Annotated in this window: 21 protein-coding genes; 15 read left to right on the forward strand and 6 right to left on the reverse strand. The window is 58.3% G+C overall.

The annotated features are described in order from the left end of the window. Positions 1–60 precede the first annotated feature (60 nt). Positions 61–3,906 carry an Eco57I restriction-modification methylase domain-containing protein gene (locus tag ACMXX3_RS09740; RefSeq protein WP_421084513.1) on the forward strand — a complete coding sequence of 1,282 codons (3,846 nt, stop codon included), beginning with the start codon at positions 61–63 and terminating at the stop codon, positions 3,904–3,906. A 365-nt stretch (positions 3,907–4,271) separates the two neighbouring features. Here the strand turns inward: ACMXX3_RS09740 and ACMXX3_RS09745 are convergent, their stop codons facing one another. Continuing rightward, positions 4,272–4,472: an SPOR domain-containing protein gene (locus ACMXX3_RS09745; protein WP_135011355.1), complete on the reverse strand. Its 201-nt coding sequence runs from the start codon at positions 4,470–4,472 to the stop codon at positions 4,272–4,274. 124 nt (positions 4,473–4,596) lie between these two features. Here ACMXX3_RS09745 and map point away from each other — a divergent pair, with 124 nt between their 5' ends. The 9 genes from map to ACMXX3_RS09790 all read left to right on the forward strand — a co-directional run bounded on the left by map (position 4,597) and on the right by ACMXX3_RS09790 (position 15,714). Next, the gene (gene map, locus ACMXX3_RS09750; protein ID WP_421084514.1) at positions 4,597–5,502 is read left to right on the forward strand and encodes a type I methionyl aminopeptidase; all 906 of its coding nucleotides are present in this window, start codon (positions 4,597–4,599) and stop codon (positions 5,500–5,502) included. 48 nt (positions 5,503–5,550) lie between these two features. Continuing rightward, positions 5,551–6,366 carry a polyphosphate--glucose phosphotransferase gene (ppgK, locus tag ACMXX3_RS09755; RefSeq protein ID WP_421084515.1) on the forward strand — a complete coding sequence of 272 codons (816 nt, stop codon included), beginning with the start codon at positions 5,551–5,553 and terminating at the stop codon, positions 6,364–6,366. A 269-nt stretch (positions 6,367–6,635) separates the two neighbouring features. After that, a complete protein-coding gene (locus ACMXX3_RS09760) occupies positions 6,636–7,889 on the forward strand; it encodes a glycosyltransferase family protein (RefSeq protein ID WP_421084516.1) in 1,254 nt (417 codons plus the stop codon). Further along, a complete protein-coding gene (locus tag ACMXX3_RS09765) occupies positions 7,886–9,094 on the forward strand; it encodes a glycosyltransferase family 4 protein (RefSeq protein WP_421084517.1) in 1,209 nt (402 codons plus the stop codon). Before ACMXX3_RS09760 ends, ACMXX3_RS09765 begins: the two co-directional genes overlap by 4 nt. Then, on the forward strand, positions 9,094–10,221 hold the full coding sequence (locus ACMXX3_RS09770; RefSeq protein ID WP_421084518.1) for a glycosyltransferase family 4 protein: 1,128 nt from the start codon (positions 9,094–9,096) through the stop codon (positions 10,219–10,221). Before ACMXX3_RS09765 ends, ACMXX3_RS09770 begins: the two co-directional genes overlap by 1 nt. Continuing rightward, positions 10,214–12,013, forward strand: a complete 1,800-nt coding sequence (locus ACMXX3_RS09775) for an ABC transporter ATP-binding protein (RefSeq protein ID WP_421084519.1) — start codon at positions 10,214–10,216, stop codon at positions 12,011–12,013. The genes ACMXX3_RS09770 and ACMXX3_RS09775 overlap by 8 nt, the downstream gene beginning before the upstream one ends. Further along, a complete protein-coding gene (locus ACMXX3_RS09780; protein WP_421084520.1) occupies positions 12,013–13,185 on the forward strand; it encodes an aminoglycoside phosphotransferase family protein in 1,173 nt (390 codons plus the stop codon). The genes ACMXX3_RS09775 and ACMXX3_RS09780 overlap by 1 nt, the downstream gene beginning before the upstream one ends. Next, positions 13,182–14,267: a phosphotransferase gene (locus ACMXX3_RS09785; RefSeq protein WP_421084521.1), complete on the forward strand. Its 1,086-nt coding sequence runs from the start codon at positions 13,182–13,184 to the stop codon at positions 14,265–14,267. The genes ACMXX3_RS09780 and ACMXX3_RS09785 overlap by 4 nt, the downstream gene beginning before the upstream one ends. A gap of 109 nt (positions 14,268–14,376) precedes the next feature. Continuing rightward, a complete protein-coding gene (locus ACMXX3_RS09790) occupies positions 14,377–15,714 on the forward strand; it encodes a UDP-glucose dehydrogenase family protein (protein ID WP_421084522.1) in 1,338 nt (445 codons plus the stop codon). Between the two features lie 157 nt (positions 15,715–15,871). Here ACMXX3_RS09790 and nrdR read toward each other — a convergent pair whose 3' ends face one another. Together nrdR and hisD are read right to left on the reverse strand one after the other, a co-directional pair. Further along, a complete protein-coding gene (gene nrdR, locus ACMXX3_RS09795; RefSeq protein WP_421084523.1) occupies positions 15,872–16,348 on the reverse strand; it encodes a transcriptional regulator NrdR in 477 nt (158 codons plus the stop codon). Positions 16,349–16,357: 9 nt separating this feature from the next. Next, positions 16,358–17,728 carry a histidinol dehydrogenase gene (hisD, locus tag ACMXX3_RS09800; RefSeq protein ID WP_421084524.1) on the reverse strand — a complete coding sequence of 457 codons (1,371 nt, stop codon included), beginning with the start codon at positions 17,726–17,728 and terminating at the stop codon, positions 16,358–16,360. A gap of 316 nt (positions 17,729–18,044) precedes the next feature. On the opposite strand from hisD, the gene ACMXX3_RS09805 reads away from it, so the two are divergent. The 5 genes from ACMXX3_RS09805 (at position 18,045) to ACMXX3_RS09825 (ending at position 22,122) form a co-directional block, all read left to right on the forward strand. Continuing rightward, entirely contained in the window at positions 18,045–18,647 is a 603-nt protein-coding gene (locus ACMXX3_RS09805; RefSeq protein WP_421084525.1) for an alternate-type signal peptide domain-containing protein, read from the forward strand. An 11-nt stretch (positions 18,648–18,658) separates the two neighbouring features. Next, entirely contained in the window at positions 18,659–19,405 is a 747-nt protein-coding gene (locus ACMXX3_RS09810; protein WP_421084526.1) for a hypothetical protein, read from the forward strand. Continuing rightward, on the forward strand, positions 19,402–20,748 hold the full coding sequence (locus tag ACMXX3_RS09815; RefSeq protein ID WP_421084527.1) for a hypothetical protein: 1,347 nt from the start codon (positions 19,402–19,404) through the stop codon (positions 20,746–20,748). The genes ACMXX3_RS09810 and ACMXX3_RS09815 overlap by 4 nt, the downstream gene beginning before the upstream one ends. After that, positions 20,748–21,383 carry a signal peptidase I gene (locus ACMXX3_RS09820; protein WP_421084528.1) on the forward strand — a complete coding sequence of 212 codons (636 nt, stop codon included), beginning with the start codon at positions 20,748–20,750 and terminating at the stop codon, positions 21,381–21,383. The genes ACMXX3_RS09815 and ACMXX3_RS09820 overlap by 1 nt, the downstream gene beginning before the upstream one ends. A gap of 61 nt (positions 21,384–21,444) precedes the next feature. Beyond that, positions 21,445–22,122 carry a hypothetical protein gene (locus ACMXX3_RS09825; protein WP_421084529.1) on the forward strand — a complete coding sequence of 226 codons (678 nt, stop codon included), beginning with the start codon at positions 21,445–21,447 and terminating at the stop codon, positions 22,120–22,122. A 47-nt stretch (positions 22,123–22,169) separates the two neighbouring features. Here the strand turns inward: ACMXX3_RS09825 and ACMXX3_RS09830 are convergent, their stop codons facing one another. From ACMXX3_RS09830 to ACMXX3_RS09840, 3 genes are all read right to left on the reverse strand, one after another. Continuing rightward, the gene (locus ACMXX3_RS09830; protein WP_421084530.1) at positions 22,170–22,541 is read right to left on the reverse strand and encodes an MmcQ/YjbR family DNA-binding protein; all 372 of its coding nucleotides are present in this window, start codon (positions 22,539–22,541) and stop codon (positions 22,170–22,172) included. Positions 22,542–22,612: 71 nt separating this feature from the next. Next, positions 22,613–23,779, reverse strand: a complete 1,167-nt coding sequence (locus tag ACMXX3_RS09835; RefSeq protein ID WP_421084531.1) for an ATP-binding protein — start codon at positions 23,777–23,779, stop codon at positions 22,613–22,615. A gap of 12 nt (positions 23,780–23,791) precedes the next feature. Next, complete coding sequence (locus ACMXX3_RS09840) at positions 23,792–24,985, reverse strand: GIY-YIG nuclease family protein (protein WP_421084532.1); 1,194 nt, start codon at positions 24,983–24,985, stop codon at positions 23,792–23,794. Positions 24,986–24,988: the final 3 nt, after the last annotated feature.

Genomic DNA, 24,988 nt, shown 5'->3' on the forward strand with positions numbered 1-24,988 from the left:
CATGTCCTAAACCCTGATAACGCAACTGCTGAAAATTCGTTGAGGTACCTCAAAGAAATATTGTTCCAGCTCATGTGGTATCTGCAAGAGTTCACAGATGTTGATATCAAATCAAACCTTACCGATAACTTCCACGTTCCTGAAACTCAAGATCTTTACCAGACTGCCGCCAGGAAGCTCATCTATGTTCAAAGTGTTGATAATTCATCTGGGGAGCTAGGGTTTTTTGAAGGAACCCGCAAGGTGGGTGAAACCAGCGTTTCACAACACGATTTAGAGAAGGACTGGTCCCCCAATAGTGACTTCTTAAGGTCTCAAGCAGCTAGCCGCATTAACAGTTACATGAGAACATCTGGTCTGCCTTACAACCTGGAATGGGCCGAGCTCGCCTATATTAGCTCAACGAATACCTGGTTCAATGATAGAGATGTCCATAAGGTTCTTACAAATTCTGGATACAAGAGGGCTGAAAACCTATCAGGCAAGGAATGGTTTAAGGTTGATTTTATTGCAGCAAAAGAAGCAATTGTAGCTGTAAAAAATGGCCAGGATTCATTAGATTCAAAATACAAGGCACCATCAACACCAGAACAGGTCACAGTCGGAGAAATTACTCTTCGACCAAGCCAGCTTGATGCTTTAAATAAAACCAAGAGGGTATTCAAAACCAAGAAGAAGGATATGCTCTGGAATGCCAAAATGCGTTTTGGTAAGACCTTAACGACCTTACAGCTTATCAAGGATTTAGGTTTTAAGAAGGTACTATTGATGACCCACCGCCCGGTGGTCAAGGATTCTTGGTTTGAAGATTTCTCTAAAATGAAGATGGAGGAAGCTGGTTATAGCTATGGCTCCGTCAGAAAGGGGAAAAGTCTAGAAGAACTGAAGGCTGGAGATACTCCCTTCATCTACTTTGCTTCAATTCAGTATCTTCGCCATAGCGGCGGAGAAACTAATTTGAAAAATTTTGCTGACATTGACTGGGATTTTATCGTCATTGATGAAGCCCATGAGGGCACCCAAACCGAGCTCAGTGAACATGTCATGAAGGAGATTCGTAAAGAAAGTACAAAGGTACTGGAACTTTCTGGGACGCCCTTTAACCTCCTGAGCAAGTATGAAGATGATCAAATTTATACTTGGGACTACACCATGGAGCAGGAGGCCAAGCTCCGATTTTCGCTGGAAAACCCAGATCAGCCCAACCCTTACGGGGCTCTACCCAGGGTGAATATGTTTACCTTCCAGATGGAAAAACAGGAAGGTTATCTTGACGACCGGGGTTCCTTCAACTTCAGGGAATTCTTCAGGGTTGATGAAAACAATCAGTTCATCCACCAGTCTGATGTTTCTGCCTTCTTAGACAATATCTCTGGGCGGAAGAATAAGAATTCAAACTACCCCTTTGCTCGTGAAGAGTTCCGCCAGAGACTCCGGCATACCTTATGGCTACTTCCTGGTGTAAAGGAAGCGAAAGCACTTGAAGATTTACTTGTTGGCCACCCTGTTTTTGGTAAAGAGTACAACATTGTAAATGTCGTCAATAATAAGGATGGCGACAACGGGGGCGAAGCCACCCACGATGACCTAGAAAAAGTTCGTTCAGCTATCGGGGCCGATCCCAGCCAAAGTAAGTCAATCACATTGACGGTTCGCAAACTCACCACAGGTGTGAATGTCCCTGAGTGGACTGGTGTTGTGTTCCTTTCAAATACATCAAGTCCTACGAGTTATCTTCAGGCTGCTTTTAGGGCCCAGACGCCTTTCTCCGATCCGGTTCTTGGCCCCAAGGAAGAATGCTACGTCTTTGACTTTGCACCGGACAGGGCGCTGACCGTCATGGCTGAAGCAGCCCAAATCAATTCAGGGGTAGGCAAAAAGAACACCCAGGAGCAAAGAGACTCCATGGCTCAATTGCTCAATTTCATGCCGATCTTGAGCCACGAGGGCCATGACATGAAGTCGTTCAATGTCGACCAAATGTTAACTCAGCTGAAGAAGGTTTATGCGGAGAAGGCCGTTCGTTCAGGTTTTGAGGACGACAGCCTGTATAACGATGAGCTCCTCACCCTTACCTCAGATGACGCTTCACTCTTCAACCATGTAAAAGCAATTGTTGGCACTACTAAGACTGAGCGTAGCGCTAATGTGACTATTAGCGACAACGGTCTAACAGATGAAGAGTATGATACTGGCCAGAGGGCTCAGAAGAAAAAACCTCGTGAACGTACCCAGGAAGAAAAAGACGCTCTTGAGAAAATCAAGGCAGCCCAAAAGCAACGCAAGGCGATGATTTCTATTCTGCGTGGTGTTTCTATCCGTATTCCGATGATGATTTACGGTATGCCTGTAGATCTGAGTGAGGATATCACGATTGATGGATTCGTGAAATCTGTTGATGATGAGTCCTGGACCGAGTTCATGCCCAAAGGCTTTACCAAGGCCATGTTCCGGCAGATTACTAAATACTACGATTCTGAAGTCTTCATTGAGGCCGGAAAGATTATCCGTCGCAAGGCTAAATCATTTGACCAGCTCGACCTGGTGGAGCGGGCTGAAAAGGTTGCAGAGCTCTTTGGAACCTTCAAAAATCCAGATAAGGAAACTGTTCTAACTCCCTGGAGGGTAGTTAACCTGCAGCTAATCAAGACGCTTGGTGGCCTTAGCTTCTACGACGAAGACTTCAAGTACACCAGCTCAGGTGGTGTCTATCAGAGCAATTGGGTTTCTCAAGCTGGAATTACTGATAAGGTGTACCAGCCGGGTATACGGTTCTTGGATATCAATGCCAAGACCGGCCTCTATCCCCTCCATGTGGCTATGAGTCTCTACCATCAGGCTCTCTCTCAGAATGACGGTGGTAGGTTCGCCCCGGTTGAGGTCTATCAGAGGATCCTTAAGGAGCAGATCTTTGCAATTGCTAAGACTCCCATGGCTGCCACTATCACTCAGCGGACACTGGCAGGCTACCGGAGCTTAGAGACAAATATTGTTTATATAAAGGGTTTTGACCAGGACCTACAGGCCAACCTTAATGCAGGTCTAGAAAAAGTAGAAAAGGCTTTTAAATCAGTGAAGTTTGATGTTGTTGTGGGAAATCCGCCATACCAGAAGGACGCGGCTGGCGATAGTAGCAAGCAGGATCCCATCTATCATCGCTTTATGGAATTATCCTATAAACTTGCGAATAAGGTTGCTCTTATTACCCCTGCACGCTTCCTCTTTAACGCAGGCGGTACTCCAAAAGATTTTAATCAGAAGATGCTTGAGGATCAGCACCTTAAAGTCATCTATTATGAGCAGGATAGCTCCAAGGTTTTCCCTTCTACTGATATCAAGGGCGGAGTTGTTGTTACCTACCGGGACAAGGACATTGTTTCTGGTCCCATTGGTACATTTATTTCCAGCCAGGAACTAACTTCCATTGCGAACAAGGTAGCTCCCCTTCTAAATACTCCTTTGAGTACTATCATCAGCGGACGCGGCGTATACCAGCTTTCGAACATGGCTCATCAGGACTTTCCTGAGATTGAGCGTTTGCAGTCTAAAGGACATAAGAATGATATTGGCACCTCGGCCTTTAAAGTCCTCAAAGACACTGTGTTACATGAAGAGAAACCGACAGACGGCCATAAATACATCCAATTATTAGGACTTGACGAAAAGAAGAGGGCCTACCGCTGGATTCGGGAAGATTATGTTTCAGCACCAGCTAGCTTGAATAAGTATAAAGTAATTCTCCCAAAATCAAACGGTAGCGGCGCAATCGGAGAGGTCCTATCCACCCCCTCGTCGGGTCCCCCCTCGTCGGGTCCCCCCTCGTCGGGTCCCCCCTCGTCGGGTTCACCGAAACTTTTATTTCAATCGGTGAATTTGAAACTCAACTGGAAGCCGATAACTGTTTAAAGTATATCAAAACTAAGTTTTGCAGAGCAAATCTTGGGACATTAAAAATTACGCAAGATAATACCCGAGATAAATGGCAAAAAGTTCCCCTGCAGGATTTCAGCAAAAAATCTGACATTCCATGGCATCTAAACATAAGAGAGCTAGACCAATATTTATACCAAAAATACAACCTTTCACCTGAAGATATTGAATTCATAGAATCCAGAGTTAGCCCCATGGACTAACAAAACACCTGCCTGGCAAACCACATGCCAGGCAGGTATTTTTTAGAATGTTTTTCCACCTGAAAGGTGGAAAAATTTTAATTTTTCCCTAAAAGCCACCGGAATTACATATTCCGTAATAATTGCCACTAATAGGCTTTACCAGGCGTCCTTGCCCTCGTCCCATTCTTCGTTGCGCTTCTTGGCCTTTTCCATGGCCTGCTCTGCTTCTTCGCGGGTGGCAAAGGGGCCCCAGAGCTCGGTGATCTTTGACTGCTGGCCTTCTTCGACCTGGCCAGTACTCAGGTTGTACCAGTACTGGGTGTCGTGGGGGCCGGGGGTGTAGTCGTTCAGTGACATGGCGTCTCCTTCTCATTGCCAAAAGTGTTGCACGCACCACTCTACGCCCGGTTAGGCAAAAGATACAGCTTTTGGCACCGGCTGCAGGCCCCAGCCCTAGCTACAAGCCGATAAGCTAGAGAGCATGTCGACATCAACTGTAAGCCACAACCTCCCCGCCGAGCCGGGCAAAGCCCCCATAGGCAACCTGACCCCCGGCGTCGTTGCCCCCATGCGCCCGGTACCGGCGCACATCGTCCGCCCCGAATACGTAGGCAAGCCCGAAGCCAATGAAGGCCAAGGCTCAAACTTCTACACCCCCGAAGAAGTTGAAAAAGTGCGGGCCGCCGGCAAAATCGCCGCCGGAGCCATTGTAGAAGCCGAAAAAATAGCGGTACCCGGCACCACCACCAACGAGATTGACGTGCTGGTGCACGAATACATCTGCGACCACGGGGCCTACCCCTCAACCGTTGACTACCGGGGCTTCACCAAGAGCGTCTGCACCTCCCTCAACGAGGTCATCTGCCACGGTATCCCCGACTCCACCGTCCTTGAAGACGGCGATATTCTCAACCTCGACGTGACCGCCTACCTGCATGACATGCACGGGGACACCAACCGCACCCTGCTCGTAGGGAACGTGGACGAAGAATCCCGCCTGCTGGTCGAGCGCACCGAAGAAGCCCTCAACCGGGCCATGAAGGCCGTGCGCCCCGGCCGGGAAATCAACGTCATTGGCCGCGTCATTGAAAAGTACGCCGCCCGCTTCGGCTACGGCGTCGTGCGCGACTTCACCGGCCACGGGGTCGGCCGCGAATTCCACTCCGGCCTGATTATCCCCCACTACGACGCAGCCCCGGCCTACAACACCGTCATCGAAGAAGGCATGATCTTCACCATCGAACCCATGCTCACCCTCGGCACCATCGAATGGGACATGTGGGAGGACGACTGGACGGTCGTCACCCGCGACCGCAAGCGCACCGCCCAGTTCGAACACACCATGGTGGTCACCGCTGACGGCGTCGATATTTTGACCCTACCCTAAAACACAATCCCCCGGCCCTGCACCGGGACAACCTCACAAGGAGCACCCATGAGCGAGAACACCGCACCCCAGTTCCCTGCCCCCACCCCGGCCGACCTCCGCATCGGTATTGATATCGGTGGCACCGGCATGAAGGGCGGTATCGTTGATACCCGCACCGGTGAGCTCATCGGCGAGCGCTTCCGCATCCCAACCCCCCAGCCTGCAACCCCCGAAGCCTGCGCCGCTGTCGTCCAGGAAATCGTCGCTGAGTTGCAGGGCCGGGAGCTGGCTCCGGAGCCTTCTTCCTCTGTGGGTATTGACTTCCCCGCCATCGTGAAAAACGGGGTGACCCTGTCAGCAGCCAATGTTGATGATTCCTGGATTGGGGCTGATCTGGAGGGCATTATGAGCGCTGCCCTGGGTGGCCGCCCCGTCCACGCCCTCAATGACGCGGACGCAGCCGGTTTGGCTGAGGCTGTCTTCGGCCAGGGTAAGGGGGTCAAGGGCCTGGTGGCTGTTATTACCCTGGGCACCGGTATTGGTTCTGCCCTGATTATGAACGGGCAGCTGATTCCTAACACTGAGCTGGGCCACCTGGAAATTGATGGCCATAACGCTGAGTCTCGCGCCTCAGCCCGGGCCCGGGAGATCCACGAGTACTCCTGGAAGAAGTACGGCAAGAAGCTGCACCGCTACTTCTCCCATGTTGAGTTCCTCTTCTCCCCTGACCTTTTCGTCATCGGTGGCGGTATCTCGAAGAACCCCGAGAAGTTCATGCCCTATTTTGAGGATGAGATCCGCACCCCCATGGTCATGGCAACCTTGCGGAACAATGCCGGTATTGTGGGTGCTGCCCTCTGGGCGGCCCAGCAGGAAGGCTAAGAATCCCGGCAAGCGGGTGGAGTAGCCGTATGAGCTCCCCTCCCCCTGCTTGAGCTGTTATATCTCCCACACATTTTCACTCCTGTTGATGCAGGTTCAGGACGGCCCGCCCCGCCCACTAGCCCCTCTGGCTGGTGGTGCGGGGCAGGCCGTCCTTCTTGTGGCACGGCACCTTGTGTTTCTTTCATTTTTCTTTCATCTTGGCTCCCTACAGTGGAAGAAATACTCGCCCGCCCCGGTTTTACCGGCCCACGAAAATGCCATTACCGATGACTTCGACCTTTGAGGAGGAGCTACGCCTGGATCCTATCCGGGTTGTGCTCTATAGCCATGATTCCCAGGGATTAGGCCACGTCCGCCGAAACCTGGCCCTGGCCCACCATATTGCCCAGACCGTCCCGGCTCTGACCGGCCGCCCGGTGGCTGGCCTGCTGGTGTCGGGCCTGCCCCATGCGGCAGCGTTCCCCCTCCCTGCAGGTTTTGACTGGGTTTTTATTCCAAGTGTTCATAAGGCCAAGGGCCAGTACGCCTCCCGCTCCCTGGGCACAACCACCCAGTTGTTGGTGAAACTCCGCTCCCAGCTGCTTGAAGCCTCCCTGCTGGGGTTTGCCCCGGATGTAGTTATTATTGACCGCCATATTTACGGGGTAATGCGGGAGCTGCAGGGGCCTTTGGCCACCTTACGGCAGCACCATCCCGGTACCCATATCGTCCTGGGTTTGCGAGAGATTTTGGACGCCCCTGAGGTGGCCCACGCAGAGTGGTTCAAGAATGGGGACCCCCAGGACTTGCGGGAGGTCATTGACTCCCTGTGGGTCTACGGGGATCCTGTGATTCATGACCCCGTCAAGAGCGGGGAGATCCCTGCCGTCCTTGCCGATAAGGCGCGGTTTACCGGCTACCTGGCCCTGGGCCGGGAACTCACCGAGCCTGAGGGACAGGCCCACCCCGAGGCCCCCTTCGTCCTGACCACCGCTGGCGGTGGGGAGGACGGGTACGCCCTCCTAGAAACCATGGTGCAGGTTGCGCCACCGGCCGGGTATGACCATCTGGTGGTCACCGGCCCCCAGTTAGCAGCTGAACGGTTCCACCGCCTGGTGGAGCAGGCTGCCGCCGGGGTCCAGGTGATCCATTCCCTGCCCGGTTTAAGTCAGCTGATTGGGCAGGCCTCTGCCGTGGTCTGCATGGGCGGCTACAACACCACCAACGAGGTGCTTGCCACCGATACCCCGGCCCTCATCGTCCCGCGGGAGACCCCCCGCACCGAGCAGTTAATCCGGGCCAGGGCCCTGGCAGCTGCGGGGGTAGCAGACTACTGCCGCACCCAGGACCTCACCCCGGAGAAAGCCAGCGCCTGGGTAGCCCAGGCCACCAGCCAGACCCTTGATCGCAGCCACATCGAGAGGGACGGACTCTGGCGGGCAGCCACCCTGGTTGCTGAAATTCTGGCCCCAACCCCAGAGGCCCAGCCCGCCCCGTCACATCCCACTACCCCGTCACTTACCCAGCAGGAGGACGCATGAGCCGCATCGGCTACATACTCAAGGTCTACCCCCGTTTCTCAGAAACCTTTGTGGTCACTGAGATCCTGGCCCGGGAAGCTGCCGGTGAGGACCTATCCATTTACGCCCTGCGTCCGACCACCGATACCCGCTTCCACCCCGAGCTAGCCCGGGTGCAGGCCCCCGTCACCTGGATACCCCGCTCCTCCCAGGCCGCCCGCTTCTGGGAGCAGGTTGCTTCATCCCTCACGGACGAAGACATGCGCCAGCGTTTTGCAGCGATCCTTCCCCAGCTCCTAGACCTTTCAGCCAGCGACGTCGCCCAGGGGGTGGCCCTCGCTGCCCGGGTCCGCAAAGACGGTATCACCCACCTGCACGCCCACTTTGCCTCCCTGGCAGGACGCATGGCCTGGGTAGCTTCCCAGCTGACCGGGATCCCCTACACCGTCACCACCCACGCCAAAGACATCTTCCACGAGTCCGTGGACATGACCTGGCTGCGCCGGATCTGCGCTGACGCCCAATCGGTCATTGCTATCTCTGAGTATAACCGCGCCTACCTGGAGCGGGTTCTTGAGGGCACCGGGGCTAATATCGTCTTGCAGTACAACGCCTTAGAACTTGACCGCTTCCCCTTCCAGCTGCCCCCTGTCCCGTCCGCCGACCAGCCCCTGCAGATCGCAGCGGTCGGCCGCCACGTCCCTAAGAAGGGCTTTGTCCAGCTGCTGGACGCTCTAGCTCTGCTGGAGAAGCAGGGCATCGATTTCAGGCTCACCCTGGGAGGCTCCGGGGAACTGACAGGCCAGCTCAAAGAACAGGTCACCCGGCTTGATCTTGACCAGAAGGTGACCATGCCCGGGCCTCTCACCCAAGAAGAGGTGCGCCACATGCTGGCCGAGGCCCACGTCTTTGCTGCCCCCTGCGTCCCGGCAGAGGACGGCAACGTTGACGGGCTGCCCACAGTCGTCCTCGAAGCCATGGCCTGCGGAACCCCGGTTATCGCAACGGCCGTCACCGGCCTTCCCGAAGTAATCCACCACCAAACCACCGGCCTGCTCCTAGAACCCCACGATGTTGAGGCCCTGGCTGAGGCCCTGGCAGCAATCGCCTTAGGCCAGGTCGATACCCGGGCCCTGGCCACCGGCGCCCGAGCCCTCATCGACCAGAACTTTGACAGCCGCACCCAGGCCCAGGCCCTAGCAGCCCTTGAGAAAGTAGAAAACTAATGCGTATCGCCTACGTTTGTGTAGACCCCGGCATTCCGGTCTTTGGCACCAAGGGCGCCAGCGTCCATATCCAAGAGGTAGTGCGCGAGTTCCTAGCCCTCGGGCACGAGGTCAAGGTCTTTGCGGTGCGATCGGGCAAGCAGGTTCCAGCGGATCTAGTCAACCTGCCCACTGCCTTCTACCCCATTGCCACCAAGGAAGCAGCCGACCGGGAAGAAGCCCAGCAGGAAGTCTCCCACCAGATTGTGGCCGATATCCAGGCCTGGGGGGCTGACCTCGTCTACGAGCGCTACTCCCTCTTCTCAACCGTCATTGCTGACTCCGCCGCCCCCGGCGTCCTAGAAATCAATGCTCCCCTGATTGACGAGCAGAAACAGCACCGGGTTCTGGTTCACCAGCAGGCTGCAGAAGAGGCCCTGGTTGCCCAGCTGCGCTCGGCCACCCTAGCCTATGCCGTCTCAGACCAGGTTGCAGCCTGGGCCCAGCAGAAAGCAGCGGGGGCCACCGTCCCGGCCATCCCCAACGGGGTCAGCACCACCCGAATCACCCCCTCCCCCGAAGAGGCAGGGATTCCGGTCGTCACCTTCGTGGGCACCCTCAAGCCCTGGCACGGGGTAGCAGACCTCATCACCGCAGCCTCCCTAGCCCGCCAGCCCTGGCGCCTTCGTATCCTGGGAGATGGGCCCGAGAGGGAAAACCTCCAGGCCCAGGCCGCTGAACTTGGCCTAGAGGTCGAGTTCTCCGGTGCCCTAGCCCCCGAGGACATGCCCGCAGCCCTGGCCGGCTCCGCCATAGGAGTTGCCCCCTACCCGGCCCCGTCTGCCAGCGACGACCACTACTTCTCCCCCCTGAAGGTCTATGAGTATCTGGCAGCCGGCCTGCCCGTCGTCGCCACCGCCATCGGCCAAATCCCCGACATTATCGACGGGGCAGGCACCCTGGTTCCCGGTTCCGACGCCCCCGCCCTGGCAGCCGCTATCGACGAGCTGGCAGCTAACTCCCAGCTCAGGCAAACCTACGGCAGGCAGGCCCGTCACCTGGCCGAAACCCGTCATTCTTGGGCTCAGGTTGTCGAACAGGTCTTTACCCTAGCCCAGGTTCCGGGCGGTGACGTAGCCCGTGGCTAAACGCATTCAAAAGAAGGCCCTGCGCCGCACCCTCGAACTGATCGGGCCCGACATCAAGCCCCAGCGAACCCTGGCAGCCAGCGGCACCCTGGCCCTCCTCTTTGAGGTGGCTTTCCGGGTTCTCGAACCCTGGCCCCTGAAAATCGTGGTGGACGCCCTCTCCGTCAGCCTAGGTGCCCAGCAGACCGGCCCGGCTGCCTCCTGGACCCTGCTCATCTGGTGTGCTCTGGCCCTGGTCGGAATCGTCAGCATGCGGGCCCTGTCCAACTACCTGGCCACCGTTGCCTTTACCCTGGTCGGGTCGCGGGCTTCCACCCTGCTGCGGGCCCGCGTCTTCAACCATGTGCAGAGCCTGCCCCAGGGCTTCCATGCCCGCAACCGCTCAGCTGATACCGTCCAAAGAATTGTCGGGGACGTCGCCAAGCTCCAAGAAGTAGCCGTCACCGCCGGCCTGCCCCTGATTGCCAACATGCTGACCCTGGTGGTCATGCTGGTGGTTATGCTGATTATTGACCCCATTCTTTCCCTGGTGGTGGTCGTCGCCCTGGTCATCTTCCCCCTCATCTCCCGGGGAACGGCCAAGAAAATTGCCCAGGCCTCCCGCAAGACCCGCAAGGCTGAGGGCCAGCTGGCCAACACGGCCCAGGAATCCCTCTCCTCTATTAAGGTGGTGCAGGCCTACGGGCTGGAAGACCACATCGGCCAGCGGTTTGTCTCAGCGAATAAGAAGTCGCTGAAGGACGGGGTGCGGGCCCGGCGCCTGGCAGCCCGTCTAGAGCGCGGAACCGACGTCATCGTCGGCGTTGCCACAGCAGCTGTCATGCTTGGTGGAGCCTGGCGGGTGATGGAAAACCACATGACTATCGGCGACCTCGTCCTCTTTACCACCTACCTCAAGACCACCATGAAACCCCTGCGGGACATGGCCAAATACACCGGCCGTATCGCCCGGGCAACCGCCAGCGGCGAGCGCGTAGCTGACCTGATGGACATCGAAAATGACCTGGTTCAGCTGGCTGAACCTGAGAAGCTAGGGGCTATTGAAGGCCGCCTTGTCTTCTCTGATGTCTACACCGAATACGAGGGCCACCCGGTTCTTCGGGGCCTGAATCTGACGGTTGAGCCCGGTGAGTTTGTGGCTGTTATTGGCCCGTCAGGGGCGGGTAAGTCCACCCTGGTGAGCCTGCTGGGCCGCTCCCAAGACCCTGTCTGGGGAACGGTCAGTATCGATTCAACCACCATTGCAACCACCGATATGGAGGAGCTGCGCTCAAACATCTCCCTGTTGCACCAGGAGGCTGTACTCTTTACGGCGACTATCCGGGAGAACATCCGGTACGGCCGCTTTGATGCTACCGATGAAGAGATTGAGGCTGCTGCCCGGGCAGCCCACGCGGCCCCCTTCATTGAGAAGCTCCCGGACGGCTATGACACCATGGTCGGTGAGCGCGGTGGCACCCTCTCTGGTGGCCAGCGGCAGCGTATCGCCATTGCCCGGGCCCTGCTGCGCAATACCCCGATTGTGGTGCTCGATGAGGCAACCACCGGTTTGGATCCTGAGTCTGCCGGTTTGGTCATGGACGCCATTGAGCAGCTGGTGGACGGGAAGACGACCCTGGCGGTGACCCACGATACTGAAGTTGCCCTGCGGGCTGACCGGGTGGTCTGGTTGCAGGACGGCCAGGTTCAGATGGACGGGTCGCCCGCCGACCTGCTGAAGTCGTCAAAGGTTTTCCGGGCTTGGGTCTCTGCCGGTGAGCAGAGTCCCCATGAGCTAAGAGTGGAGGAATAGTGGGTATTGATGTAACGGTTCAAGCCCTCGACAGGTTCTTGGAACCCGGCTACCTGGCTGATCGGCTGGGTCAGCCGGTGGAAATTGCCAGCCTGCGGGTCAAGCCCGGCACCTCCCTGCTCGCTGCCCTACGGACGTCCTCACCCGCCGGGCTGCCCGGTGGGTCTGAGGCCAAGGACGGGCAGCCCCCGGCCTGGGTGCGGCTCATGTGGCCAGCAGGTTCCCGGAAGGTAGTCCGTCACCAACAGAAGGCACAGGCTCTCGGGCTTGAGGCTCCGGTGGTAGATGCGGCCCTACGATTCCTGCCGGGGGCTGTACTGCAGGTTGGCCCCCTGGCGGCTGACCCCAAGCTCATGAAGCCCCTGGCTGCTACCGGCGTCCTGACCCTGCCTGCTGCCCAGGTTCTGCGCTACAACCCGGCCCGCCGGGCCGTCGTTGCCTACCGGGACATGACCACCGGGGGCACCCGGGTGGTACGGGTCCTGGCCGGGGGGCAGGTGGCTGATATAGCCGTCCACCAGTTCTTAGCCGAGCACCTGCCCGTCCCCGATTGCCTGCCTGCCGATTCAGCCACGGGTCTGCCCGCCCTGGCCTTTGTGGGGGAGGCTGACCTCTCGAAGAATCAGACTCCTGAGCAGGCTGAGGCCGCCGGGGCCCTTTTCGCCCGCCTCCACGCTGTGACCCCCAGCCCCGATCTGGCCCAGCACCTCGAAGGGGCGCAATCTGACGGGGCCCAGCAGTTGCAGGTTCATGCTGCCGTCCTCGACTCCCTTGCCCCTGATCTAGCAGCCCGCTGCTTTAAACTAGCTGGCCGCCTACCTTCTCTGAGCGGCCAGGCGGTGCTCGTCCACGGGGACGCCTCCCCCGACCAGGTGCTGACAGAAGGCCGGGGGGCCGCCGCCCGCTACTGGCTCACCGACTTCGACCGGGCCCACCTGGCTCCGGCAGCAACTGACCTCGGCTCCTACCTGGCCACCAGCGATTCGGTGGCCGGGGCGGCCTTCCTGCAGGGCTACTACGGGGCCGGGGGAAACCCGGTAGCCGGGGACCAGATCCAGCTAGCCACCGCCCACGCCCTAGCCCACCGACTCACAGCCCCCCTGCGGGCCGGTCAGCCCAGCTGGCGCACCGATATCGCCCACCAACTCACCCGACTTGAGGAACTGCTATGACCCTCTCCCCTGCCCTGGCAGCCGTCCGCGCAGCCCATGCAGACCAAAACCCCGGACCTGTGCGCCGGGCCTGGCCGGGTGCCGACGGTAGCTTCACCGCTGAAATCAAGGACGGCTCCGGCCAGCTTCGCGCAGCCACCATCAGCGCCGACGGCCACCTCCAGCTGCTCCCCTACGGCCAGGACAGCAAACTGCCAGCCCTAGAAGCTGATCTTGCTGCCCCAGAAACCAGCCTGCTGGTCCACCGGGCCGGAAAACGGGCCGTCGTCAAGCACCCCGAACAGGTCACCAAGCATTTAAAGGCCGCCAAGGTCGCCGGGGTTGTCGCAGCCAGCCAGGCCGTGGGTAGTTTCGCCTCTGAGGTCGGGTTTACAACAGCCCAGGTCACAGACGTCACCGACCACTCCCTAGCCTTTAGCCTCATTCCCGGCACCACCCCCTACGATCTTGCCGATCAAAGTATCGAAGCCTGGCAGCGGTTCGCTACCCTCTGGCCCCGATTCCTGGCAGCCGGGGCCCACTACCGGGCAGCAGGAGGTGCCCTGCCCAGCCCCGCTTGCCCCTTCATCCCAGCAGACCACGGTGTCTCCCAGGAGAAGGCCGTCCTCGACCAGTGGCTGGCCCAGGCTGAAGCCCACGGCTCCCTCAGCGGGCCGGGAATCGATACAGGCGCTCTTGAGGGCCTCAAGGAAACAGCAGATGACACCATGGCCCAGCTGGTAGACGGCCAGCCCAGCCCCACCGCCCTACTCCACCGCGACCTACACGATAAGCAGCTGCTCTGGGACGGGGCCAACCTGGGTATCCTCGACCTCGACACCGCCGCCTGGGGCGAACCCGAACTCGATTTGGGCAACCTTCTTGCCCACCTTGAACTTAGGACGGTCCAGGGCCGGATTAGCTACGACACCTACCTCAGGCAGCTAGAACATGTTCAAGGAATGGCCGTCAACACCGTCAAAAACCTCGACCGGCTGAGCCTCTACACCCAGGCCGCCCGCATTCGAATCGCCTGCATCTACAGTTTCAGGCCCTCCTCAGCTAGCTGGCTCGGCACCTGGATCACCCGCACCCTAATCTAAACCAGTCATCTGCGCTTCACCCAGCTGGGGGTTAGTGCCATCACATACCCAGCCAACCCAACACGACCTATTATTTGAAATAACTCCACCACTGTTAGGAACCCAAACCATGAAAATCTCTGTCATCGGCTGTGGCTACCTTGGCGCCGTCCACGCAGCAGCAATGGCCCACCTGGGCCACCAAACCCTGGGCGTCGACGTCGACGCCGCCAAAATCGAAGCCCTTTCAGCGGGCAAGGCCCCCTTCTTTGAACCCGGCTTCCCCGAACTGCTCCAAGGCGCTCTCGACGCCGGTACCCTCAGCTTCGCCCTGGCTCCCGCCAGCGAAGAACTTGCGGACGTCGACGTCCACTTCATCGCCGTTGGCACCCCCCAGTCTGAAGACGGCAAAGCTGCCAACCTGACCTACGTCGAGGCAGCCCTCGACATGATACTGGCCGCCCTCCCCGAAACCGGCCCCACCGAAGACGGCACCCCCCGCACCGTCATCGTCGGCAAATCAACCGTGCCCGTTGGCACCGCCGAACGCCTCGCTCAGCGGGCAGAAGCTGCCGGGGCCGTTCTGCTCTGGAACCCCGAGTTCCTGCGCGAGGGCTTTGCGGTCAAGGACACCCTCCACCCCGACCGCCTGGTCTACGGCCTACCCGACACCCCCGCCGGTATCCGCGGAGCGGCCGCCCTCGACTCGGTCTACGCCCCCCTGCTGGCTGAAGGTATCCCACTCATCAAGACCAACTACCCCACCGCAGAACTCGTCAAGGTCGCCGCAAACTCCTTCCTGGCCACCAAGATCTCCTTCATTAACGCTATGGCCGAACTCTGCGAAGCCACCGGCGGCGACGTCACCGAACTAGCCCACGCTATCGGCTACGACGAACGCATCGGCAACAAGTTCCTCAAGGCAGGTGTCGGCTTCGGCGGCGGCTGCCTGCCCAAGGACATCCGCGCCTTCATGGCCCGGGCCGAAGAACTCGGAGTCTTTGACGCCGTCTCCTTCCTGCGCGACGTCGATGCCATCAACCAGCGTCGCCGCGACCGCGTCGTTACCCAAACCATCCAGGCCTTCAGCGGGAACATGGACCTGGCCCGCATCACCGTCCTCGGCGCAGCCTTCAAACCAAATTCCGACGACATCCGCGACTCACCTGCCCTCGACATCGCCGTCCGCCTGGCCGAGACCGGGGCCTCTGTCACGATCAGCGACCCCGAAGCCCTGCAGGGGGTGGCAGCCCGTTACCCGGCCCTGACCTGCGTCCGCGACCCCTACCAGGCCCTCGAAGGGGCCCAAATGGTCTTGCTACTGACCGAATGGGGCGAGTTCCTGGAGCTAGACCCTGCCCGGGCCGCCACCCTAGTTGAAACCGCCCGCATCATCGACGGACGCAACGCCCTTGACCGCGATAACTGGCAGGCATCAGGTTGGGACTACCAGGGCCTGGGCCGCTAAAGAAACCCAGCAACCTCAGCTAGCCCACCTGAAAAGCACCAGACATTAAAGAGTTTGGCCCGCCCACAGAAGACTGTGGGCGGGCCAAACTTTAGCGTGCTCAGAGTCCGTGCAGAGCAGGGCTCCTGAGGGTCACCGTCAGCTGGGCTGAGACCAACTAAAGCAGGGTAGGCTGCTCCCCTGCCCCCAGGCCAGCCTCCCGCAGGGCCGCAATGGCCCGTTCAAAATCATCCAGGGACTCAAAGGCCTGGTAGACGCTGGCAAAGCGGAGGTAAGCTACCGTATCCAGCTTAGACAGGGGCTCAAGAATGGAAAGCCCAACCTCATGGGCATCAATCTCAGCCAGGCCCTTAGCCCGAATCGACTCCTCAACCTCCTGGGCCAGCTTGGCCAGATCGTCTTCGCTGACCGGGCGCCCCTGGCAGGCTTTGCGCACACCAGAAATAATTTTGGCCCGGTTGAAAGGCTCAGTGACTCCGCTTCGCTTGATGACTGAAACAGCGGTGGTCTCAACCGTCGTAAAGCGCTTTCCGCAGGATTCACAGCGGCGACGGCGGCGGATTGCTGAATTGTCTTCGGTCGTGCGAGAATCAACGACCTTGGAGGTCGAGTTGCGGCAGTAGGGGCAGTTCATGCGTCCTCCTTATCGGCTACCACGGGTACGGGCTGTGATAGCTTCACCGTGGGCGGGCAGGTCTTCATCCTGGGCAACAGCAACGATGGCATCTCCAATTTCAGCCAGGGCACCTTCGCTGTAGTTGATGAGCTGAACTGCCTTCATAAAGACGGTGGTGTTCAGCCCCGAGGCGTAGGCAGCGGAGCCACCTGTGGGCAGAACGTGGTTGGACCCGGCCGCGTAGTCGCCCAGGGGTACCGGCGAGTAGGGGCCGATGAAGATAGCGCCAGCATTTCTCACGCGAGCAGCAACCTCTTCTGCCTTCTCAGTGTGGATTTCAAGGTGCTCGGCGGCGTAGGCATCTGCTACGGCGATGGAAGCTTCGAGGGTATCGGTGAGCACAACACCCGACTGGGGGCCGGTCAGAGCGGTAGCCACCCGCTCGCTGTGTTTGGTCGCAGCTGCTCGTTGGTTGATGGCGTCCTGCACTGCGGCAGCGAGGGTAGGGCTGTGGGTAATCAGGACGGACCCGGCGTTAGGGTCGTGTTCTGCCTGAGAAATCAGGTCGGCGGCAACATAGTCGGGGTTGGCGGTGTCGTCGGCAATGACCGCGATTTCGGTGGTGCCGGCTTCGCCGTCTACACCTACAACACCTTGCAGGGCCCGCTTGGCCATGGCGACAAAGATGTTGCCGGGGCCGGTGATGGTGTCGACGGGTTCGAGGACGTCACCGGCGTCGTCCAGGCCGTAGGCCATAGCACCGAGGGCCCCGGCACCGCCAATGGCCCAGACTTCGGTGATACCCAGCAGGCCAGCTGCACCCAGAATGGTGGGGTGGGGCAGACCGCCGAATTCTTTTTGGGGTGGGGTGCAGAGCACAATGGAGCCAACACCGGCTGCCTGGGCGGGCACGGTGTTCATGATGACCGATGAGGGGTAGACAGCCAGGCCGCCGGGCACGTACACGCCTGCACGGCGCACGGGGGTCCAGCGGTTGGTGAGGACGGCCCCGGGGGCAACTTCGATGGTCTGGTCAGCGGGGCGCTGGGCTGCTGCAAAAGCGCGGGTGCGTTCGATAGCGATTTCAAGCCCGGCCCTAACCTTTGGATCCAGGGCGGCGACGGCGTCGTCAATGGCACTTTGAGGCACGCGCAGGGCCCCCTGGTCTACGCCGTCAAAACGGGCGGAGAGTTCACGCAGGTAGTCAGCCCCGCGGGCCTGTACGTTTTCAAGGATCTCGTGGACGGTGGTGAGCGCGTTCCCTACGAACTCTGTGGTCTGGCGCGGGACGAGGCGGCGCAGCTCGGCGTAGGAATGGGAGGTTCCGCGCAGGTCGATGGTGCGCAGGGTGAAGTCTGCTGAGGTTACTGAGTTCTGGGTGTTTTCTGTTGTGCTCACCCTCTTAGTTTACAGGCGACTGTGGCGCTTACTCCCGAATGGGGCAGTTAGAGTGCCCCGCTCGGGAGTAAGTGGCACATTCGCCAAGTGCTCTACTCTGACTAGTCTCTATGACGACTCTGTGACTTAACCCATGAGACCCCTCTCACATTAAAGTGAGGTGAACACAAGCAGCCCCTTATACTCAAACTGTCTGGAAATCCCAACAGGTAGGAGCAAGGTAGCTCCGCCTGACACGTTTCCACCTCCCCCACCCCGCGTCACACCCAGCCCAGTAGCGTACATGTGGCGCACCCTATCATTGCAAGGACACACCATGAAGCGTTCCCTCAAGGCCACCCTCGCAGGTGGCGCAGCCATCATCCTTCTTGCCGGCGGCGCAGGCACCTTTGCCCGCTGGTACGACACCTCCGAGGTCGGCCAGACCACCATCACCACCGGCCAGCTCTCCCTCTTCACCGGAGCAGGAATGTGGCAAATCAACACCGCCACCAACCCCCAGGTCAGCTGGCCGTTTGACCCTGCAACCGACAAGATCGTCCCCGGTGACGTGCTCACCTACACCACCACCGCCACCCCCACCATCATCGGTAAGAACCTGGTTGCTGAGCTCACTGCCTCAATGGACGGCACCGGCCTTGAGGACCTCATTAGCCCCCAGCCTCAGCCTGGCAAAATCCACTACACTGCCGTCGTCACCGATGATCGGGGAACCCCGGTCACTACCCTCACCGAAGCAAATTCCGGTACGACCTACAATGTCACCCTGACCCTGACCTTCCCCGAATACACCAACACCACCGAGGCATCAGCTACCGGCAGCAGCACCCCTGATGACACCTGGTACGGCCAGCTGATGCAGGATAAGACCATTAATCTGAATGCCCTGAAGGTAACTGTTGCCCAGACTAATCGCTAGTCTCTAACCCCATGCCCCCGCAAGCCCGTCAGCCCTTGAGGCCGGTAGCCAGGCGCCTACGTCGTGCCATGATCGCTACCGGTCTGGGGGCTGTCGTGTTTTTTGCTGGGGTTTCTGGGGAGACGACCCTGGCCCGGCTTGCTGATTCCCAGCAGCCTACCGGCCCCCAGCAGCTCACCACGGGGGCCCTCAATCTGGAGGTTGGCGCTTTCACAGGAGGCAGTATCTACGGGGTGCAGGCCCATCCTGTTTCTGCCCAGCGGTCGATTCCCCAGGCTACCTGCCAGGTTCTTCCCGCGCCTCGGGAAGCTGACTCTTTCCCGGATTTATCTGGGTTCACAACACCTGGAACCCGGGTGCAGGATGTCTGCTCGCTGCCCAATTCAGCCACGTCCCTAACCCTCTCGGGTGGGGATCTTGTCGCCCTCACCTATGAGCTCACCCTCACCGCCGAGGGTAAGAACCTGACCGGCCACCTGGTCCTGGCCCCAGAAGATTCCCAGCTGCCTGCCCCCTACCAGATCCTGGGTGCCCGGCTGGTTGCCCAGGGGCAGGACGGCGGCCAGGCGGCCAAAGCTGGAAGTGACGGCATCGTCCGCCTCCCCTTTGGCCCCGGTGAGGGAGCCCCCAGGACCTTTACCCTGACTGTCCTGACCCGGGTAGCCGGCTCTGCTGCGTCCGCTGAAGAGCTAGCTCACCTGACCCAGCAAATCTGGGTGCCCCGGTTCAGGGTCTATGCAGAGCAGGATTCCCGATGAAAAAACGTGCCATTCTAGCCCTTGCCGCCCTGCTCCTGGTGGCTGCCCCCACCGGGGCGGGTACCGACGCCAGGTTTGCCACGCCCCCTGCCACCCTGGGCGGGGAATTGACCCTCACCACAGACCAGCACGGGGTAAGTACAGACCTCGATCCCACGACCTTTCTCCCCCAGTCCCTGACCTCAAGCCCGGGAATTGTGGTCACCAGTCAAGCCACTACCGGGGATATAGCCCTACGCATCAGCGACCTTTCGGTGAGTCTGCCTGAGCAGCAGGCCGGTTTGCGCAACTCCCTCTGGAAAGACATGAGCCGGTACGGCATGACCTACTCGGTCTACCTCACCGCTGACCTGACCCCCGGCTCCTGCGCCGGGGTGGAGCACTCCCCAGATGCCCAGCGCATTACCCCCGTCTACCAGAGCCTTGACCTCTCCCAGGGGCCCCAAGCCCTCCCCCTTGAGAACTCGCCGGGCCCCCTGATGTCGGCCCAGGGCGTCCTTCACCTGGCCCCGGGGCAGGGGATTAAGCTGTGCCCTCGGGTGACCGAGCCGAAAAATACCTCCCCTGAGGCCCTGCTCTCCTTCTATCTTGAACAGCTGCTTGAAGCCCTCACCACCACGGTCACGGTTGAAACAGCCCTGCCCGGTGCGTCCCCGCTCACCCCTCAGCCAGCCCCCGGATTGGCTGATGTGAGGTGGTCTACTTCAGCTTCGGCCTCCGTTACCACGGCGCTGAATCTTCCAGCGGTCCAGCCCCAGACCGGCCCGGCCCACCACGGTTTTGAAAACCGTAAGTACGCGGCAACTGCCCGCTATGACGTGCTGAAATGGCGCTGGCCTACCTCCTGGGCTGTGGACGGACGTCCGCGCGGCAGCACCCTCTACGGGGTGCAGGTTCTCTACCGCCCCACAGGCACAGACAAGCCCTTCACCCCGCTCTCAGGATCAATTGACGCGTCGGCAGCCTTCACCCGGGTTGTGGACCAGGCCGACGGTATCTATCGGCCTGAGCAGTATGTAGCCTGGGCTACTGAAGATTGGCGACGCGGGGCGGTGGGCCTGCACCTGGCCAACTGGGCTGATCTGGGTTCCCCCCTACCGGCCCCGTCCGGCCAATACAGCTACGGGCTGGACCTCAAGTTCCGCTTTTTGATTGCGGACGCCGGGGGCACGGCCTCGGGCTACTACATGGATTCCCCCTTCTACTACCAGACCCAGCAGACCTTCCGCCGGGCCAAGCCCACCCTGGCCACAGATGAAGTCAGCCAGACTTATCAGGTGGTTGAGGTCCCTGCTGAAAGTAACCTTCCTGACTACTACCAGGGGTGGGGGGTCAGCCGGTGATGTTCCTGAACAGCGGCCGCGGTTCTGCCCCGGCACATCAAGAAACCGGTAGCCAGGCCCCGGATCAGACCGGGGCGAGGGGCCCCCTTGCCCGCCTGGCCAGCGTCCTGACCCTGGTGCTGGGCCTGGCCGTCCTGACCCTGCTGTTCCTCACCGTGGCCTTGCCCGCCCTGCTGGGCTGGGTGCCATTGACCGTCCAGAGCGGGTCCATGGAGCCTACCTACCCTGTTGGCTCCCAGCTGGTGGTCGCCCCGGTGGAGGGCCAGGCCCGCAAGGAGCTGGTGACCGGGCAGGTCATTACCTTCATGCCCAACCCTGATGACCCCACCCTGGTCACCCACCGGATTCAGTCGGTGGCTATCCAGGCGGACGGGCAGGTTGCCTACCGCACCCGCGGGGACGGCAACCAGGTGGATGACCCAGAGCCGGTCTACGACAAACAGGTGCGGGCGGTGGCCAAGTACCATGTGCCCTATATGGGGTATGTTGCCCAGTGGCTGGATCCGGCCAGTAAGCGGACGCTGACCATGGTGACTGTTGCCCTGCTTGCGGGCTATGCCCTCTATCAGGTGGTAGCTGCCGGGGTTGAGAAGGCCCGGCGGGCTGGGACGGCGCAGGAGCAGAGCGATGCTTGAGGCTCTGTTTCTGACCCTTGGTTCCCCTCTTGAGGTGTGCCCGGCAGGGAATCTAGCTGATGTGGTTGTTACTGATTCGTCCGGCCAGCAGGCGGCCCTGGGCCCTGAGTTCACGGGGCTGGATCTTACCCTAGGCCCTCTTGCCCCGGGCAGTTCACAGGATTATCGCCTGAGCCTGGTGAATACCAGTGAGGTGAGCACCTATGAGCTGGTGGTGACGCTTGAGGGGGTTGAGGTCCCGCAGGTGCTGGTAACAGGAGCCCACCCGCTTCTGGTTCAGGCTGGTCTTTCAACCGGGGAGGTGAGGCAGTTTGCTGGCCCTGCTCAGGGGGTGGCGGTGTACCAGTCCTTGGGGAGCCTGGGCCCGGGCCAGAGGGCTGATGTGGTCCTTGATTTTGCCTTGGGTGCTTCGCCAATTCTTTCCCGCGATGGGATGGATGAACAGGCGGTTTTTGAGGTTGACCTGGGGGCTACCGTGGATTGCCGGCAGAGTGTAGAAGGCCAGGACGAGGTGGAGCCCGGCGGGGATATGCCCGGCGAGAGCCAGCCTGATGGCGGTCAGGTGAGCGATCATCAGGTTGATAGCAAGCCCACGGACCTAGCCCGTCAGGGTAGCCCAGGCCCGCAGTCCTTGGCCCGCACAGGCCTGTCTTCCCTGGCCCTGCTGGGGCTGGGTGCTGGCCTGGTGCTGGTAGGGCTTGCCTGCCGGGCAGGTTGGCGGCGGTCTTCTGCTTCTTAGGCGGGGTTAGCTGGTAGCTGCTGATTGAGCTTCTGGGCGATGGCTTGTCAGCCGAGCGGACGTTTGCTGGCTGGGAGTTTGTCGACGATGGTGAGGTAGGACTCGGCAATCAGTTCTGCCAGGAGGTCTTGGGTGAGGTCTTCGCTGGTGGTGAGGGTGTACCAGTGGGTTTTGTTCATGTGCCAGGCTTCTTGGGCAGCCGGGTGGGTTTCGATGATGGCGGCGACGTCTGCCGGGTCGGCTTTGAGGTTGACCAGCTGGGTGCCGTCCTTCTCGGCCAGCACCATGAACCATTTGCCGGCAACGCGAGCTGCTTCGGCCTCACTGCGGGGGCTAAAGCGGTAGATTTCAGCCCCGGGCAGGGCCAGGGCGTGCGCGGACGCCGCCTCGTAGAGGGCGCGGGAAGTGGTAAGGGGCATGGGGTCCAAGTTTATGTAGTCATCCATCTTGTGAGCCTGTTTCACCTGCACTTATGAACATGCATTATTGCCTATTTACTATACCGATTCTTTATAAAATAAGTTGAGTTCATAACATCAATAGACTCACCAGTAAACCCCATTAATTTCATTTCATCACTTAAATCACCGAGTGAATATTTAACCCTTCCCCCACTAGTGTTTTCAATTTCAAGCAGACCCTCAACGTCACTCTGATTTTCGAATATTGGAATTTCAGAAATAATTGAACTATTTGAATACTTATCTTCTAAATATTCATACCCATAATTTATTTCATGATACTTTGAGATAAAGTTATAAATTTTCATCTCAAGAGAAGAGTTAACATAGTACAAGTATGAAATCTTACCCTGAGGCCATGACTTCCACATCCTCTTCGGAGCTGGCAGCCAGCCTCGATCGCGATCAAAATGATGGAATAAACCAGACTCTAGGATACAGTGATTTCCATAATGGAGTACAGCCTGCTGATAGCTGCTTACTTTTTTCTCTGAATCAAAGATGGAAGCTTTAAGCAACCAGGGAAAAAAATCACCTGTCACAAGCCGCTCACCTATTGGAAGATCTCTAAAACAGAACCAATAATTTGGATCAAAATTGTAGATATATTTTGTTTCATTTTCTACAAGCGACCACTCCTGTGGCTTTTCAAGAAGCAGCTCGAATCTCTGCTGAACGTTTAGGTCCAGCCCAAACTTTTTTCGCATTAAAGCCTCTACCTGAAAAGTATTTGCAGATTTATTGAGAGGTGTATTCCTGCTCCCAATTCGGCAAAATATTTGCCCTGGCCCAATATTTACGACACCGTCTTTGCCGCCACCTCTGGATCCTCTAGTATATTTTTCGATAAGATACAGGGGGACATCTCGTGAATTTCCAATCTCCAGAATATCAACTGTTTTACCCCAGTAATCAACTTCACGCACTGTCAATACAGGTGTTGAACTAGATAATTTAAGCTCTTGAAAAATTGAAATTATCTGCTCAGTATTTTTTCTGTTTACATCATTTTCAAGACCGATAACAGACAGGTCATCTGCAATGCCAAAAATTATGTAGCAGGTACGCTGATGTGCAGTGTTAACGAATGCAAGAATATCAGCAATCAGTTTAGCTGTATTTGTATGCCATTCCTGCTTGTAGTCCAGCCAATCAGATTCAGGAAGTTTTCCATCAATAATATTGATATAGTCCATCCGGCTCAATTTCTATCCCACGTACTTCAGCTTCTGCAGCTCCGGCACGTACTCGAAATCCACGATGTCACCATTGATGACCATAAGTACAGCCTGATCAATAACCTCTAGGGGTACTATGAACCACTCTGAGGGTTTGAAAGGCTGCCCAGCTTCGTCGCTCAAAACGATATCCAGGCGAACATCACAAAAGATTTTGTGGAGGAGGTGTTCCAGCTTTGAGATCCTCAAGTTCTGCACCGCGTATTCTGCAACCACTTCAACAGGCGCCATCAGGTAGGTGGGCTCAGTCTCTGCATGAGCAATTCGCTTCTGCACAGGCCCACGCGAAAATCCGATCTTGTAAAGGTCACGAAGCTGCGCAATATCTGGGTTAGTGCTCAGCGATTTGAGCACGTAAATATAGCCATCAGGCAAGAAGGTATCGCCCAGCTCTTCAGTAACGAACCCACTATGGCTGGTTTCTTGTAGGGCAAGCCCGTCTTTCTCGCCCAAGCGCCCAGCTAACGACTGACGGTACATAGAGGACTCAGTTCCATTTTCAAAAATGACTCGTAGACGTTCCTTAGGTACCTTCCGATCGCCATTCTTAACGTATTCGGTCTCCCCCACCTCTGCCACGTAAAGCATGACTCCGCCCAGTACAAAGAAACGCCCCTGCTTGATAGTTGAGACACCTGAGAATTTACCAAGTTTCAGCTCGCCGGTTTCTAGTTGCTGGTGCTTGAGCTCAAAGAAAAGCTTGAATTTTTCAAAGTCTTCGGCCTTTTTACGCTGAGCTACATCGAACTCATCGGGTTCACGTTGGAGCTCCTCCATGCCGGTGAAGTCGTAGATATCATTCCCGTCTTCAAGCAGGTCGAGTACATCGATGTCACTTTCAAATAGCTCATCTACGCTGGTGGGGGCTTCGGGTAGAGCCAGAAGGTCAAACTCATCTAGGTGCCGTACCAGGTCAGCTTTGGCTTCATCGTTGAGAAAGCCCACTAATCGTGCCCCTAGTTTACGTTCAGAAATCTCAAGAGTATCTGGCGAGGGCAGGCGGTCGTGCTCCCGTCGGAAATCTACGATTTCTAGGAAGGCACGTTCAAGCCGGTCGGTAGCGGTGATGGGCTTGGGTTTTTCGGGGGTGTCGAGCAGCCCGTCGGTGTCATCAGCAATGAGCTGGTCTAACAATTCATCGAATGAGGGTTTCTCAGTGCTCATGGT

Origin of the sequence: Rothia nasimurium, assembly GCF_049068285.1 — a bacterium.
GTDB lineage: Bacteria > Actinomycetota > Actinomycetes > Actinomycetales > Micrococcaceae > Rothia > Rothia nasimurium_I.

What these genes read in the sequence shown, in the direction of transcription:
- ACMXX3_RS09815 (WP_421084527.1), top strand. Translation starts at nt 19,402, where the DNA reads ATGAAAAAACGTGCCATTCTAGCCCTTGCCGCCCTGCTCCTGGTGGCT.
- ACMXX3_RS09770 (WP_421084518.1), top strand. Translation starts at nt 9,094, where the DNA reads ATGCGTATCGCCTACGTTTGTGTAGACCCCGGCATTCCGGTCTTTGGC.
- ACMXX3_RS09765 (WP_421084517.1), top strand. Translation starts at nt 7,886, where the DNA reads ATGAGCCGCATCGGCTACATACTCAAGGTCTACCCCCGTTTCTCAGAA.
- map (WP_421084514.1), top strand. Translation starts at nt 4,597, where the DNA reads ATGTCGACATCAACTGTAAGCCACAACCTCCCCGCCGAGCCGGGCAAA.
- ACMXX3_RS09810 (WP_421084526.1), top strand. Translation starts at nt 18,659, where the DNA reads ATGCCCCCGCAAGCCCGTCAGCCCTTGAGGCCGGTAGCCAGGCGCCTA.
- nrdR (WP_421084523.1), bottom strand. Translation starts at nt 16,348, where the DNA reads ATGAACTGCCCCTACTGCCGCAACTCGACCTCCAAGGTCGTTGATTCT.
- ACMXX3_RS09790 (WP_421084522.1), top strand. Translation starts at nt 14,377, where the DNA reads ATGAAAATCTCTGTCATCGGCTGTGGCTACCTTGGCGCCGTCCACGCA.
- ACMXX3_RS09760 (WP_421084516.1), top strand. Translation starts at nt 6,636, where the DNA reads ATGACTTCGACCTTTGAGGAGGAGCTACGCCTGGATCCTATCCGGGTT.
- ACMXX3_RS09805 (WP_421084525.1), top strand. Translation starts at nt 18,045, where the DNA reads ATGAAGCGTTCCCTCAAGGCCACCCTCGCAGGTGGCGCAGCCATCATC.
- ACMXX3_RS09820 (WP_421084528.1), top strand. Translation starts at nt 20,748, where the DNA reads ATGTTCCTGAACAGCGGCCGCGGTTCTGCCCCGGCACATCAAGAAACC.
- ACMXX3_RS09830 (WP_421084530.1), bottom strand. Translation starts at nt 22,541, where the DNA reads ATGCCCCTTACCACTTCCCGCGCCCTCTACGAGGCGGCGTCCGCGCAC.
- ACMXX3_RS09745 (WP_135011355.1), bottom strand. Translation starts at nt 4,472, where the DNA reads ATGTCACTGAACGACTACACCCCCGGCCCCCACGACACCCAGTACTGG.
- ACMXX3_RS09835 (WP_421084531.1), bottom strand. Translation starts at nt 23,779, where the DNA reads ATGGACTATATCAATATTATTGATGGAAAACTTCCTGAATCTGATTGG.
- ppgK (WP_421084515.1), top strand. Translation starts at nt 5,551, where the DNA reads ATGAGCGAGAACACCGCACCCCAGTTCCCTGCCCCCACCCCGGCCGAC.
- ACMXX3_RS09840 (WP_421084532.1), bottom strand. Translation starts at nt 24,985, where the DNA reads ATGAGCACTGAGAAACCCTCATTCGATGAATTGTTAGACCAGCTCATT.
- ACMXX3_RS09785 (WP_421084521.1), top strand. Translation starts at nt 13,182, where the DNA reads ATGACCCTCTCCCCTGCCCTGGCAGCCGTCCGCGCAGCCCATGCAGAC.